General features: G+C 57.8%; 9 protein-coding genes. 5 read left to right on the forward strand and 4 right to left on the reverse strand.

The genetic code is table 11. The annotated features are described in order from the left end of the window. Positions 1-44: 44 nt before the first annotated feature. The 4 genes from argF to VGM18_16605 are packed head-to-tail and all read left to right on the forward strand — an operon-like array spanning position 45 to position 4,158. Positions 45-1,040, forward strand: a complete 996-nt coding sequence (gene argF, locus VGM18_16590; GenBank protein HEY3974625.1) for an ornithine carbamoyltransferase — start codon at positions 45-47, stop codon at positions 1,038-1,040. Then, a complete protein-coding gene (locus tag VGM18_16595) occupies positions 1,033-2,238 on the forward strand; it encodes an argininosuccinate synthase (GenBank protein ID HEY3974626.1) in 1,206 nt (401 codons plus the stop codon). Before argF ends, VGM18_16595 begins: the two co-directional genes overlap by 8 nt. Next, positions 2,235-3,635, forward strand: coding sequence for an argininosuccinate lyase (gene argH, locus VGM18_16600; protein ID HEY3974627.1), 1,401 nt, complete (start codon positions 2,235-2,237; stop codon positions 3,633-3,635). The genes VGM18_16595 and argH overlap by 4 nt, the downstream gene beginning before the upstream one ends. Further along, positions 3,622-4,158: an N-acetyltransferase gene (locus tag VGM18_16605; GenBank protein HEY3974628.1), complete on the forward strand. Its 537-nt coding sequence runs from the start codon at positions 3,622-3,624 to the stop codon at positions 4,156-4,158. Before argH ends, VGM18_16605 begins: the two co-directional genes overlap by 14 nt. Here the strand turns inward: VGM18_16605 and galK are convergent. The 4 genes from galK to VGM18_16625 all read right to left on the reverse strand — a co-directional run bounded on the left by galK (position 4,151) and on the right by VGM18_16625 (position 12,098). Next, entirely contained in the window at positions 4,151-5,308 is a 1,158-nt protein-coding gene (galK, locus tag VGM18_16610) for a galactokinase (protein ID HEY3974629.1), read from the reverse strand. The genes VGM18_16605 and galK overlap by 8 nt on opposite strands. A 4-nt stretch (positions 5,309-5,312) precedes the next feature. Beyond that, positions 5,313-6,278, reverse strand: a complete 966-nt coding sequence (locus VGM18_16615; protein HEY3974630.1) for a proline racemase family protein — start codon at positions 6,276-6,278, stop codon at positions 5,313-5,315. A gap of 35 nt (positions 6,279-6,313) precedes the next feature. After that, positions 6,314-11,074, reverse strand: coding sequence for a protein kinase (locus tag VGM18_16620; GenBank protein ID HEY3974631.1), 4,761 nt, complete (start codon positions 11,072-11,074; stop codon positions 6,314-6,316). A 721-nt stretch (positions 11,075-11,795) separates the two neighbouring features. Beyond that, on the reverse strand, positions 11,796-12,098 hold the full coding sequence (locus VGM18_16625; protein ID HEY3974632.1) for a hypothetical protein: 303 nt from the start codon (positions 12,096-12,098) through the stop codon (positions 11,796-11,798). Positions 12,099-12,407: 309 nt separating this feature from the next. On the opposite strand from VGM18_16625, the gene VGM18_16630 reads away from it, so the two are divergent. After that, a complete protein-coding gene (locus VGM18_16630) occupies positions 12,408-14,099 on the forward strand; it encodes an ammonium transporter (protein ID HEY3974633.1) in 1,692 nt (563 codons plus the stop codon). The last annotated feature ends 69 nt before the right edge of the window (positions 14,100-14,168 follow it).

A 14,168-nucleotide genomic window follows, 5' to 3' on the forward strand; every position in this document is an offset into this window, starting at 1 on the left:
CGAGACAGGAGTGAGAGTTGAACAGTTCATCGCAAAGCAGAGCGTTGCAAAATAGTACGGCGGCGGCGGAAACATTTCCTGGCGTCTTCTGGTGCCCGGACCTGGTATCGACCCGGGATCTTGGGCCGCAGGGCGTGCAGGCCGTGCTGCATCTGGCGGAGCTCATGAAATCGCGACCCTCGGTTTTCCAGCGGTCGCTAGCGGGCAAACAGATGGTGATGTTCTTTGAGAAGCCGTCGCTCAGAACGCGACTGACGTTCGAAGCGGGAATGACGAGCCTGGGCGGGACGGCGATGTTCGTCGATCAGTCGCAGAGCCGGCTGGATGCCCGGGAAAGACTGAGCGATATCGCGCACAATCTCGAACGTTGGGTGGATGTAATTGTGCTGCGGACTTTCGCGCAGGAAACCATTGAAGGCATGGCTCGCTTCGCGTCGGTTCCGGTGATCAACGCGCTCAGCGATTTGGAGCACCCATGCCAGGCGCTGGCCGATTACTTTACGTTGCAGGAAAGGTATGGCGATCTCAAGAAGATTTCGCTGGCGTATGTGGGAGACGGCAATAACGTTGCGCATTCTCTTTTGCTGACGTGCGCGTGCCTCGGGTCTTCGATCCGGGTCGCGACGCCGAAGGGCTACGCACCGAATGCGCAGATTGTTGCCGATGCTCGGAAGATTGCGAAGCAGACCGGAGCTGGAATTGAGTTGTTTACCGATCCTCGCGCGGCGGTTGCCGGCGCGGACGCAGTCTATACCGACGCGTGGGCGAGTATGGGGCAGGAGCAAGAAGCGGCGCAGCGCGCTGAAATATTTCAACCTTACCAGGTGAATCGGCAACTCATGGCAGACGCCGCGCCACATGCGGCTTTTATGCACTGCTTGCCCGCGCATCGGGGCGAGGAAGTTACCGACGAGGTAATGGACTCCGAGAATTCGGTCATCTTCGAGCAGGCGGAAAACCGGCTGCACGTGCAGAAATCTATACTTTATTTATTGCTGGGTGGCGCGGTGCGCCTGCCCGTTAGGAGCGCTCATGCCTGAGAAAGTTGTTCTTGCCTATTCCGGTGGTTTAGATACGTCGATCATTATTCCTTGGTTGAAGGAAAACTATTCCTACGACGTCATCGCGATGGTTGGCGATGTTGGCCAGGGCGATGACATTGAAGCCGTGGTTGAGAAAGCTTACAAGACGGGCGCCAGCAAGGTGATCGTTGAAGACCTGCGCGAAGAGTTTCTCACTGGGTATGTATTCCCTGCTCTGAAGGCCGGAGCGGTTTACGAGCACAAATATCTGCTCGGGACGTCGCTGGCGCGGCCGGTGATTGCGAAGCATCAGGTCGAAGTGGCGCTGCGCGAAGGGGCGACGGCGGTTGCGCACGGCTGCACCGGCAAGGGCAACGATCAGGTGCGATTTGAATTGACCTACCAGGCGCTGGCTCCGGAGTTGAAGATCATCGCGCCGTGGCGGGAGTGGACTTTGAAGTCGCGTGAAGACTGTCTCGATTATGCGGAGACGCACGGGATTCCAGTAGCGGCGAGCCGCGAGAAGATTCATAGCCGCGACCGAAATTTATGGCACATCAGCCATGAAGGCGGCGAATTGGAAGATGCCGGCAATGCACCGTTGCCGACGACGTGGCAAATTACGCGATCGCCGCAGGACGCGCCGGATAAGGCGGAAGAAGTAAACATCGGCTTCGCGCAAGGAATTCCGGTTTCGGCGAACGGGATGAAAATGGATCCTGTGTCTCTGGTCGAACTGGTGAACGAAATTGGGGCACGCAACGCGATTGGCCGCATCGACCTGGTCGAAAACCGATTTGTTGGAATGAAGTCGCGGGGATGCTACGAAACTCCCGGCGGGACTTTGCTGATTGCGGCTCATCGCGAACTCGAGGCTCTATGCCTTGAGCGCGAGGTTGCCCACTTTAAAGAACACATCGGCCTCAAGTATGCGGAGATCGTTTACTTCGGCCTGTGGTTTACGCCGCTGCGCGAGGCACTCGATGCCTTTGTCGAAAGCACGCAGAAAGAAATGACGGGCAGCGTGACGCTCTCGCTGTACAAGGGAAACGTGTCGGTGGTCAGCCGCGAGTCGGAGCATTCTCTTTACCGTACTGATCTTTCTTCCTTCACCATGGGCGACAGTTACGACCAGAAGGATGCGGCCGGATTTATTCGCATTCTGGGCTTGCCGTCGCGGTCCCGCGCCAAGACTCGCCTGGAGGTCGCGCGATGAAGATGTGGTCGGGAAGGTTCCGGCAGGCGCTGGATCCTGATTTTGAGCGCTGGCAGCGGTCGTTCAGTTTTGACCGACGTTTGCTGAAATGCGAACTGATGGCCAGCAACGCGCATGCGCGGGCGCTCAAAGCGGCGGGCATCCTCTCGTCCGACGAACTGATTTGCATTTTGCAGGGCCTGGGGCAGATCGGCGACAAAGCGGCCGCGCCCGCATTTCTACACGATGACGAAGCGGAGGATGTGCATCATTTCGTCGAGAAGCAACTGGTAGCGCTGATCGGCGAAACGGGATACAAGTTGCACAGCGGCCGCAGCCGCAATGAACAAATTGCGACGGATCTTCGTCTCTACGTGCGAGCGGCGATCGATCAACTACGGCAGGAACTGGCCGAGTTGTGCGGCGTAATCACCGATCGGGCAGAACAGGCCGGGGACGCGGCCATGCCCGCCTATACGCATCTCCAAAGAGCGGAACCGGTTCTGGTCGGGCATTGGCTATTGGCGTATGTGGAAATGTTTCTGCGAGATGCGGAACGGCTGGCGGACTGCCGGAAGCGCTTGAATCTTTGTCCGCTGGGATCGGGTGCGGTTGCCGGTGCGACTTTGCCACTCGACCGCGGCTTGATGGCGAATGCGCTGGGATTCGACAGCGTAACGGCCAACAGTATTGACGCTACCAGCGATCGGGATTTCGCACTCGAGTTCGTCAATGTGCTGTCGGTACTCGCGGTGCATCTTAGCCGCTGGGCTGAGGAGATGATTTTGTTATCGTCGCAGGAATATGCATTTGTGATTCTGCCAGAAGCTTATTCGACAGGCAGTAGCGCGATGCCGCAGAAGAAAAATCCGGACTTGCTGGAGTTAGTGCGGGGCAAGAGTGGGCGTCTCGTGGGAAATGCCATCGCTCTGATGGTTGCGGTGAAGGGCCTGGCGCTGGCCTACAACAAGGATTTGCAAGAAACCCAGGAACCACTTTTCGACTCCTGCGACCAGCTTCTGCAAATGTTGCCACTGATCACGGGATGGATGAAAGCAGTTGAGTTTGATCGGGAACGGATGCAGGAGGCCGCCCAATCGGGGTCGATGAATGCGTGGGCCGCAGCAACGTATCTAGTGAAGCGGGGCATGCCGTCGCGGCATGCGCATGAACGGATTGGCAAGGCGGTGCAGATTTGTATCGAGCGTAGCTGCGAACTACAAGCGTTGCCGCTGGACGATCTGCGAGCGATCAGCCCTGCGTTTGATGAGGATTTCTACGACGCGCTGAAACTGGCTTCGGTGCTGGCGGTACACGATGTTGCGGGCGGCACGGCTCCCAGCCGCGTGCGGAGTGCAATTCAGACGACGAGAAAAAAGATCGAGATACTTCGCGAGGAGGCCCATGCGCACGCGTAAAGCGATTCTGCCCGACGCAAACCAGATTCACGAGTTGATTGCGGCATACTCCGGTGACGGCACGCTGCTGCCGCGCACGTTGCCCGAAATTTGCGAGAACGTCAGGGACTTCGTTGTGCTCGAAGACGACGGCCGCATTATTGGCTGCGGCGCATTGCACCTGTATGGCACACACCTGGCCGAGATTCGCTCGATCACCGTAGCTCCGTGGGCGCAAGGCAAAGGCGGCGGCGGACGCCTGGTGAAGGCTTTGCTGGCCGAGGCCAGGCGTCATCGGGTGGGTTGCATTTGCCTGTTCACGCGCAAGCCGGATTTCTTCGCGGGTCAAGGGTTCTCGGTCGCTCAACGCGAAGACTTGCCTGACAAGATCTACAAAGATTGCCACGCCTGCCCGCGGTTTCACTGCTGCGATGAAGTGGCGATGGTCCGCGGAGAGTTGCCGAAGTTCGCTATTCTTCCGGAACCGGCGAATTGGCTGGTGAAGTTGCAGGGCTGGAGTCCGAACCACACCAGCTCTAGTTAAGTTCTCCGGCGCCATCTTCTGCGGTGCAGAGATAGACTTGGGCGGCAATTCCGGTCAGGCGCAGATAGCGTTCGACGATTTCTTGCGCGAAGTCGTCGGTACTTTCTTCGTGGACGAGATTGATGGTGCATCCACCGAAGCCGCCGCCCATCATGCGGCCACCGCAGAATCCGGGCAAGCCTTCGGCCGCGTCGACCATAATGTCGAGCTCCCGGCAACTGACTTCGTAGAGATCGCGCAGGCTGCAATGGGATTCGCGCATCAAGTCTCCGACCCGACCTAAATCGCCTTCCGCGAACGCACGGGCGGCATCGAGGGTGCGCTGATTTTCGCGGACGACGTGCGAACATCGTTTGGCGACTGTCATTGGAAGCGCCTGGGCATGCTCCTCCAACAATTCCTGCGAGACATCGCGTAGCGCGCCAATCCTGGGATCCAATTTCGCGAAATAGTTGACTCCTGCTTCGCATTCTTCGCGGCGAGTGTTATACGCCCCAGTCGCCAGAGCATGCTTGATCATAGTGTTGCAAACCACGAGGCGAACGCCGGCGGGAATGGGAACCGGTTGATACTTGAGCGAGCGGCAATCGAGAAGCAGCGCATACCCTGCTTTGCCCAAGCAGGAGACGAACTGATCCATGATGCCGACACGCGCACCGACGAAGCTGTTTTCGGCCTGCTGGCAGAGCCGGGCGATTTCGGGTAGCGGCAGTTTCGTTTCGCCGCTGCTCATCGACAACAGTGCAAGGGCTGAAGCAACTTCAACGGCGGCAGACGAACTGAGTCCCGCGCCGATCGGGACATCGCCGTGAACGAGAAGATTCGCTCCGGAAAACTGGACGCCCCGTCTCTGTAGCATGATCGCGACACCGAGGACGTAGTCACACCACTCGCCGGTGCGCAGCACAGGAAGGCTATTGAGATCGAACTCGAAATTGCCGGGAAACTCTTCGGAGTGGATTACGAGTGTATGGTCCGGGCGCCCCGCGATTGCCACATAGGTCGAGAAAGCGACGGCGGCGGGCATGACAAATCCATCGTTATAGTCGGTGTGCTCGCCGATCAGGTTGACGCGCCCGGGAGCGCGGAAGATGCGGGGACGATCTTGAAAGAGAGTCTGAAAATGCCGGCTGAGGTCCGCTACATTCATTGCTTTATGCCCGAATGCCCATGCAGAATGGATCCCACGAATCCAGCACGAGTTCTGCTTCGGCATTTACAAAAGCAACGCCCTTAATGCTGGGATAAATTTGTCCGTCCCGCACCGTAACGCTGCCTTCGAAGACACTTCCGACAATGCTCTCTTGCCTCAAGACTTGGCCTTTGCGAATCTTTCCGTCTGCGTACAGGCAGGCCAGCTTGGCGCTGGTTCCCGTGCCGCAGGGGGAACGATCGTAAGCTTTGCCCGGACAGAGAACGAAATTCTTGCTGTCGACCGAAGGCAGACGGGACGGCCCGAATAACTCGATGTGGTCGATTTCCCGATTCTCTGCCCCGGTAATTCTCTGCTGCCGTAAAGTCTGGCGAATCGCCCAAGTGAAGTCGGTGAGTTTGTCGATGTTGCTAAGCGATAGTTCCATTCCGTGGTCTTGCATTTCGTCGCGAACCAGGAAGAACCAGTTTCCTCCCCAGGCCACGTCGCCACGCACCTTGCCGTAGCGCGGGACATCGACTTCGATGTTCGCCGACAGGCGATAGCTGGCAACGTTGTTCACTGTGACTGCGCCGTCCGGGTGCAGGATGGCGTTCACGGTTCCCACGGGAGTCTCAATGCGGTGCTCTCCCGCTTCGATCCGTTTGATAAAGGAGAGAGTCGAAATCAAGCCAATCGTGCCGTGGCCACACATGCCGAGATATCCCACGTTGTTGAAGAAGATAACGCCGGCGGCGCAAGCGGGATCGACTGGTTTGCAGAGCAATGCACCGACCATCACATTGGAGCCGCGCGGTTCATTGACGACTGCAGAACGGAAATCGTCGTGGTCGCGGCGAAGGCGCTCCAGGCGTGCGGCGAGTGGACCAGTGCCAAGATCGGGGCCGCTGCTCACAATCACGCGAGTGGGCTCGCCGCCGGTGTGGGAGTCGATCACTCGAACTCGGCGGATCTGGCGGTCAGTCATGGGATTGGTCGTGGGTCGAAGGCTCAGCGGAATCTTTAGTGGAAATTCAGATCGAGGTAATGACTGAAACTGGCGATTGAAATCTGATCGCTACCGGGAACGTAGAAGCCGAACCGACCTGAAGAGAGATTAGTTCCGGGCAGCGTCCAGCGGTCGAGCACGAACCATGCGTTGCCTTGCTTGATCTGGTGGACAATCTCGGTTGGCGATACATGAATCTGCAAGGTGCGAAAACTCTTTTTTCCTCCTTTGTGAGGAATCTTGGCATCGCTCGTCTTCTGGCCGTTACGGATGTCGGTGCGGTAGAAATTATTGTCGTCCATCTGAAACAAATCGTAGTTGTTCGGGTCCGTGTAGTTCACGACCCATTGCAGGCGATGTCCTTTCGTGAGCATGGCGGAAAAGACGAAGGTTCCGCTGGTGGGAGTAACGCCGTAAAGGATGTAGTCGCCGCCCTTGCGAACGAACGCATCGTTTTCCTGCTTCCAACCCGAAGGGTCGTCCCACCTAGACATTCCGCTGGGGGCCAGTGGCAGTTCGATTGTCCGCGATTGTCCTGCGAGGACCTCGAGCGTGGAATTACGGACGAAATTATCGGCGGTGCGGGCAGTCAATGTATAGGTGCCGGTGGGCAGACTGAGCGGAGTCCCGCTGTTGACTTTGACGGGCGCATCTCCACCTTTGACCAGTGTGACTTGAGCATCGGCGGGAGAAAATGCGATTCTCAATTCGGCGGGCGCAGCGTCAAGAGTTGTATCGGCCGCGGACAAAATTACCGGCGTCCCTACGACGAAATGCTTTTTGACTTGTCGCGGCTTGAAACGGTCTTTACGCAGCTCGATCACGTGATCGCCGGGAGCGATCGACGACAGTGTCAGAGTGCCATCGGGCTGCACGGTTCCCGCACTCATCTGATCGATGAGAACCGATGCGCCAGGCGGTGCGCCCTGAATATTGAGCGATGCCATATGTGGAATCGGAAGAAGACCGAAGACCAGCCTGCCATGCTGGCCTTTGCGAATCCGGATCTTTTGATCGGGCGCATCCTGATAGCCGCCCTTCGCGACCCGCACGACATATTCTTTGGGCTCAAGGTTCGCGATCCGAAGCTGGCCTCCGTCGGTCAGTTGAGGAAACTCTTTCCCGTTGAGGAATACGTGTGCTTTGTCTTGTCCTGTAACGACGACGAGCGTGCCGACGTTCTGTCCGGATTCGACAAACAGGTTCAGTGCCGGTGCGGCGGCCACTTCGATCGATAGCTTGTATTGTTCGCCGCCCAGGTTCAAGGTCAAGTCATGCGAGCCCGGCGTAACTGACGAAAGGTCAATGCCCTCGGCGGTGAGATCGACTGGGGGTTGGCCGTCGAGCGCGAATTTCGCCCTGTCATCGCTCGAATACACATGAACCCGATCGCCCATGCTGCTCACAACTACGGCGAGAATTCCTTTCGCGGTCAACGGTGTTTTGACCACAGGCAGGGCGCCGGCCGTCGAGGTAAGTGCAAGCCCGAAAGCGCCTGACGCGCTATCGAACTTGAGAGTGTGATCGCCGGAAGGAATTTTGTCGAGCGACCATTGTGCATCCTGCAAGTCAGCCGGCGGTTGATCGTCGAACGTAATTTCGCCGCTGGCCGTATCGGAGGACAAGCGCATGCTGGGCAGTTCGAGTTGAGGCTGCGCGACGATTGCAGCGGGTTGCACGGCGACGGGTTCGGGCAATGGCTCTACGAATTTCTTATGCCTCGGCAGAAAAAACCAGATGGCGCCCAACAGCACGACGAATGAACCGGCGGCAGCCAGAACCTTTGCGTCGCGCGGGCCTAGACTGAACGCGGCTGTGGCGAGCCGCCTCGGGGGCGCGAGCGCGGCTGCCGGTTGTGTGGGGAGCTCTCGGGGTGCTTGCGAAAGCGGCGGCGAGGGTGGCGTGGGCGGTGGAGCGTCGATGGTTGCGGTTCCCGCGAAACTCAGGGTTGCAGCGGACGTCACGTCTGGGGCGATTCCCTTTCCGGACGATCCCGTTCTGCCAACCGCCGGCAGATTCAGCTTTTGCAGAAGAACATTCGCGCTGGATAAAACTTCTTCGTCCTCAAGATATTTGTCGGCTAGAGCTCGCGCTTTCGATCCCAGAGTTTGCTTGGTGTCGGGATCGCTGGCGGAATCGGCTTCGCTGTCCAGTCGACGTAATTCTTCGAGATCGCGACGGCGCGACTGCCGGCGCTGGGTTTGGAGATCGCGCTGCACCGCGTCGCGAATCTGAATGAGCCGCATCTCCCGCGGGTAGGACGATAGCGCATCCTCAACTCGTGACAACGCAGATTCCAAGTCGCCCGAGGTTTGCAGTTTGCGGGCTTGAGAAACGGCTTCTCCGACGAAGCTCTCGCGCTTCTGATCGAGAATGAGCGTGCGGAGGGTCTTGGCCATGGGGTGCGCCGGATTGAGCTCGAAAGCCTCTTTGGCGATCTTCTCCGCCTCATGCCAGTCGCGTTCGACCAGAGATTGCGCCTGTTCGATCAAAGTGTTGGCGAGAACCGCGCGCGCCAAAGGGTTGTTCTCGTCCAGTTCGTAGGCCTGGCGAAGCAACCGAATCCCCTCGGCAGGCTTTTCTTGCGCCCACAGGTCCTGCCCTTCCGACATCAGGCGCTGGGATTCCGTCTTGCGCTCGATTCCCTTCTGCGCGTGCTTTTCCAGCTCCTGCAATTCTTCGTCGTTGGGGAATTCTTGGGCCGCGGAGTGTAGTAAGTCGAAGGCGCGGGCATAGTCGCTGGAGTGCAGGCAGGAGTCGATTTGCTCGATGAGCTGGGTTCTTGACTCGATGCGGGCTTGCTGATCCCGGCGCTTCTGCAGCCGCTCCACCTCGAACTTCAATCCGGGATATTGACTGTAGATGGTTCGCAGAATCTCCCAATCATTGAGGGCATCGCCGAAGGCGGCTTGCTCTTCGTGCAAGTGAGCGCGTGCGACGATGGAATTTACCAGGTCGCGCTTGTCCTGCACCAGGCGCAAAGCGCGCTCGAAGTGCGATTCCCCCGGATGCTGATCCAGCGCTTCGCGCAGGATGCTGACGCGCTTGTCGAGATCGGGCTCGGCCTCTACCTGGCGGTCGATTTGCGCAATCAGCGACGAGAGATTTTGCCGCTGCTGCTCTTCAATGTCGTAGCGGAGGGCCTGAAAAATCGCATTAGTCGGATATTTCGATAGGTACGTTTGGCAAGTGACAATCGCCTTTGCGAAGTTGTGATCCGCCAGTTGCTTGCGCGCTTCCGCGTAGGCGGTGTTCATGGCATCATGTTCAGACCGCACTTCGTTGTAAAAGCTCTGGTAGCGGGCGCCGCTTTCGCGATTAACGGAGTCGGGAGCTTTGCGGTCGAGTTCGAGCACCACGCCCAACTTGGCTAAGGCGCTGCTAACGTCGCCTTTCTGCCACGCGTCCATGGCCGCTTTGTGGACCTGTTCTTTATCCTGGCGGAGCTTTTTGTATTCCAGCTCCTGCCGGTCGACTTCGGCCAGCAACTGCAAGGCGCGAACCTCTCTGGGCCGGAGTTGCAGCACGTTCTGGAGCGCCTCGCGCGCGTGCGGATAAGCATGATTGTCGATGTGCTGCTTCGCCAGGCGATACCAGTTTTCGATCTGATTCTCGCTGCGGCGGTTTTCGATTTTGCTCTTCAACGCCAGCGCGGTGGCGTTGTCGGGCTCGATTTGCAGAGCTTCCTGCAATTTCTGCAAAGCCAGCGGATCTTCGTCCTCCTCATAGCGAGCGCGTGCCTGCTCCAGCAACTGCGCCAGCGACTTGCGGCGGACGGCGTTGTCGAGCTGCCGGCGCAGCGACTGGATCTCGGCGTCCATGTGGCCTTCGGCTTCGACCTCGCCGAGAATCTCGCCGGCAAATTGCAGGTCGCCCTCAGCCAACGCCTTAGTGGCGCGCAGCAGCCGCGGCCGGGTGCGTTCCGCATCGAAAATCTCGATGGGTTCGTTGCGCAGCGCCTTGCTCAGAGTGTCGCCAAATTCTCGCGCGCTGGCGAAGCGGTGCCAAGCTTGCTTCGCCATCGCTTTGTGGACAACCCGACTCACCGACGTGGTGATGGCCGAGTTCACTTCAGACGCTGGAGGCGGTATCTGGTTCAGAATGGCTTCGACCACTTCGTCGGCGCGGGTGCGTTGGAACGGATGGCGTCCGGTCAGGGCCTCATAACAAACCACGCCCAAGGAGAAAATGTCAGATTGCGCCGACAGAGGCTTCAACTGAATCTGTTCGGGAGACATGTAGAGCAGAGTTCCTTTTTGCGCCCGCGTGGTGTGCGCATCGGCCATGTGCGCCACCCCGAAATCGATAATCTTGACCGAGTCGTCTTCCATCACAAAGATGTTGCTGGGCTTCAGGTCGCGATGCACCAGCCCGCGTTCATGCGCGGCCTGTAGTCCGCGGCAGGTCTGGGAAATAATTTCGACCGTGCGTTCGACGGTAAGGTGATGGCTCGACTTGCGCACAAAATGATCGAGTGTCGTGCCCGGCAAGAGCGGCATGACGAAGTAAGGCTTCTTTTTTCCTTCTTCTTCGAATTCCCCAATATCGAAAATTTCCACGATGTTGGGGTGGCTCATTGAGGCGAGGACGTCGCACTCTTTGTAGAACAGTTGAAGAGATGCGGGATCGGGAATGTCGAGGATCGTCTTGACGGCAACTTCGCGGCGCACAACGGTATCGTAGGCGCGATAGACCAGGCCCATGCCGCCCTGGCCGAGGATCTGCCTGACTTCGTAGCGACCGGCTAGTTTTTTAAGAGATCCCGTGGTGTCCATGGCGCTTCCTGCGAAGTGGGGCCCCAGCATTCTATATGAATTTTGCCGGTTGCTGTACCTGCTTTTTGGGGAAAGTGGGCAGGCCCAGAATGCCCCAAAAGCCTTGCTGGAAGGCAGTTTCAGGGAACGTAAAACCATCCGTGGAGTTCACTGCCCATGAGATAGATGCCCAGGCCACCTGAAGGAATCGTGCGGGGCAATGTAGAAGGGGAGGCTTCGGTGCACGGCTCAGCGAACCGGCCCGTGCGCCGGATTTCTTACTTGCCCTGAGCCAAGAATGCTGACAGTTTCTTCGCGATGTTGTCCGCGAAGCTGGATGACGCACTCCGAGCGAATGGACTGCTGTAGACCGTAGCGGCCCATATCACTGTGCCATCTCTGTCTACGAGCCGCATAGCTCCTTGAACACGAACGTGGCGTTCGTCGGGCGATTGGACCAGAATAGTTCCGGTCAGGACGCTATCCGCGGTGTCCTCGCCAGTGTCACCGTTTTCCTCTAAAACAGCGCAATTGGAACCACAATCCTGAACCAATGAACTTATCAATTTTGCGCGGACGAACCCGTCCCAGTCCGGATTGCTTGGGAAGTGAAGATTGTCCACAAAGATTCGGTGGACGTGCTTAGCGGAAGCGGGCTTGACGGTAGGGGACTGGCCGTTGAGAAACGTTGTTCCAGCCAACAGAAACGCGATCAAGATAGTCCTCATAGCAATCTCCATTCCTACTTGCATTCCCAGATGAACTGGTTAGTGCTCTCGTCCATTGTAGCTGTGCAGTTTTTGTTCACTTCAACGAGTTTGGTATGCAATAGCCCCGTCTGCTTCACTTGCGTCTTGGCAAAACCCGACATGTGTCTGTCGGAATCCCTGATCATGCTGACCTGCTCGACTATGAATCCCTTTTGCTCCAGCTTGGCCCGGATGTCGGCTTCGGTCTTCTGGACGTCGGCTTGACTGAATTTGGGAGCAGAGCTACACGCGGTCGCCATTGAGACCGCGAGGAGCAATATCCCGACTTTCCTCATAGCGAACCTCCAAGGGGAAAGAGAATTATCGAGTCGCCCGGGGGCCGAAGACCAGATTACGGAAGTTTGGTTTCCAGACTCGACAACCAGGCACGGTCTGCCGAAAACCAGTCCAGACTTTTCTGATGGTTGCCATAAGAAATTTGTATTGGACTGCATCGATAGGCACATTTATCGTCGGCGGATTGATTCTGGCTAGCAACGCGTGTGGGTTCGTCGGCGCGGCACCGGGGGGTTGTCCGCGCCGCTGATCCTTACGGGATGCCAATCGAAATTGCGCACGATTCACGAACAGGAGCACTGAAAAAGATGACAAAGCGAGCAGGGAGGCGTTCTCTGCGCCGGTGGCTGGCTTGGGCCAGCACCGCGATCGTTCTCGTAGCCGGAATGTTAGCCGGATTCTCTGCTCCCAGTTTTGCCGATGAGCCCAAGCCCGACCCTGCCGGCACCGCCACAGGAGATAGAACTGCGGCCGTCGATGCGGCCGGAAATCCCTTCGTGGTGGTTGAGCCGACCGATAAAACGGCTCCCGATTACATCCCGAACAAAAAGGCATTCGACGAGTACCAGGCCCAGGCCGCCAAGGAGCCGCTGGCTCTCAAACTTGCCGATAGCGTAGGCCACGTGCGCATCGCCACTAACATGGCGTGGACTCTGAACACGGGTTATCTGGTTCTATTCATGCAGGCCGGATTTGCTTTGCTCACCTGCGGGCTGGTGCGTAAGAAGAATGCCTCCCATTTGATGATGTTGAACTTCGCCGCCTATGTCTTTGCGTTCCTGGCGTACTACGCCGTCGGATACGCATTTCAGTTTGGAGCGGTCGCAATCAACGCCGCGCCGACGAATCTGGGTGGCGTACCGACGCTGAATCATTTCCTGATTGGCAGCGGGCAGTGGGGATTCGTCGGGGGAAAGGGTTTTTTTCTCGTAGGTCCAGCCTATGACAGCGCCAGCAATTGCCTGACGTTATTCGAAGTCGTGTTCATGGAGACCGCCGGCTACATCATCGTCGGAGCGATTTGCGAGCGCATCAGTTTCTGGGCGTTTCTGCTTTGCGAATTATTTATCGGCGCGATTCTCTATCCGATTTCCGGATGCTGGACGTGGGGCGGAGGTTGGATGTCGCAACTGGGATCGACCATGAACCTCGGCCACGGATATGTCGACTTTGCCGGGTCGAGCGTGGTTCACGCCGTTGGCGGCTTCTGCGCCATGGCACTCGCGATCGTGCTGGGGCCGCGACTGGGGAAGTTTGGTCCGGGAGGAAAAATTCGCGTCTTCCCCGCTCACAATATTGTGTACGTGGTTACAGGAACGTTCATTCTTCTGTTCGGCTGGATGGGATTCAATCCGGGGTCGACGCTGGGAGCAACCGACTTTCGCATTTCCGTGATCGCAGTGAACACGAATCTGGCTGCGGTCGCGGGCTCGGCGGTGGCCATGCTGATCTGGTATTTTCTTTTCGGCAAGCCCGATATCACGATGGCGTGTAACGGAATGCTTGCTGGCCTGGTCGCGATCACCGCTCCTTGCGCGTTTGTTTCTCCCACATCGTCGGTCATTATCGGCGTATTGGCGGGCTCTCTAGTGTGTGGCGGAGTGCTCTTCAACGAGCGTGTTCTGAAGGTCGACGATCCCTGCGGAGCGGTTTCCGTGCACGGATACTGCGGATGGCTGGGAGCAGTTTCCGTGGGCATTTTCGCCGACGGGACCTACGGATCGGGCTGGAACGGCGTCGGCGCCGCCAGCTATCTGGGTCATGCGGGTCAAGGCGTAACCGGCCTGATCCACGGCGACATGCGACAGTTCTGGTGTCAGCTCATGGGCGCGACTATCTACGCAATCTGGGCCTTCGGCGCCACGTTCGTTGTCTTCTGGGTCGTGAATAAAGTGAAAAGCATGCGTGTGCCTCCTGAATCTGAAGAGGAGGGATTAGATGTGCCCGAGTTTGGCATGCCGGGTTATCCCGAGGATGCGGTGGTTACGGGATCGTATTGAGATTGCTCAAGAATGGAATGAAGGTCCTCCGGGCGGCGCGAGCGGCGCGGACAACGATCAGAAAAAATG

Source organism: Candidatus Sulfotelmatobacter sp. (assembly GCA_036500765.1).
Lineage (GTDB): Bacteria > Acidobacteriota > Terriglobia > Terriglobales > Acidobacteriaceae > Sulfotelmatobacter.